Annotated in this window: 1 protein-coding gene; it reads left to right on the plus strand. The window is 42.6% G+C overall.

Translation table 11 applies throughout. The features are described from left to right. Positions 1-348 precede the first annotated feature (348 nt). Positions 349-792: a hypothetical protein gene (locus MIB40_RS19430; protein ID WP_249697157.1), complete on the plus strand. Its 444-nt coding sequence runs from the start codon at positions 349-351 to the stop codon at positions 790-792. Positions 793-955 lie beyond the last annotated feature (163 nt).

The raw sequence follows: 955 nt of genomic DNA on the forward strand, positions 1-955 counted from the left end.
CGCCTTTTTGAAAGGTCTCGACCTTACTGCAAAGGCGTGTCGCGATTCTGAATTCGCCTGAAAGCCAGAGTTCATCTGAATTAATCAGAGGTGCCTTAATTATTGACACTACCTCTTGAGAATAGCACTCACACCCAGTAGTCTTAATATTTAATGATAAAATCTCGTATTTAGACGATATACAACAAATAAAATTGCAGCGGTTATCGATAGAGAATCTTTTTACTTTAGGTAAGGTGTCAATTAATTCACTGATTGCAAAAGGAATTTGCTAGCTGAATTTGTTACTCGCCAGAAGAATGCTCAATTGGTATATCCAGTGTAACGATCAATCAATCGAGGGAGAGCATGAGCACCAAAAGGATTTGGCCACTCTATTTATCGCTACTACTCATCTTTGGACCCTATCTGTTTTTACAGCATTTCCAAAACCAGGGGTGGAGCTTTAGCCAACACCCTTACCTGATACAGCTTTGCCTTTTGCTGTCATGCACTGGAATTGTGTCAGGGTTTATTTGGCTACTAATTCGTATTTTCAGATCCACGATCGGTTCCTGCAGCCCGCTTATTGAGTCGCCAAACCATTTACCGGATTTTATGGACGCCGGTAACCAGGCTACTGAAGAGTTTATTAAACGCCAGGATAGGCTGATGGAGGCATTGAACAGAATCGATAACGACCACTCTTTATCCGATGACACTGCAGCCATCAAGATGATTGAAGCTTTTAAGGAATGTGGTCTTGATCCTGATGACATTAAACAACATGGGGCAGAAGAACCATCCGCATAACTCATTCCTCTTCGACATACCCATTTTTTGAGCAGCGGCGACCTTTATCGCTTAAGGCACCTCTGATGAATTCGGATAGATCTCTGCGGATCCTAAAATGGTTTTTATCAAGGCGAAGCTCGCCGTTCATGTCGAGACCTGAACAAGAGCTTCAACACCGAGA

This window comes from Aestuariirhabdus haliotis (assembly GCF_023509475.1).
GTDB lineage: Bacteria > Pseudomonadota > Gammaproteobacteria > Pseudomonadales > Aestuariirhabdaceae > Aestuariirhabdus > Aestuariirhabdus haliotis.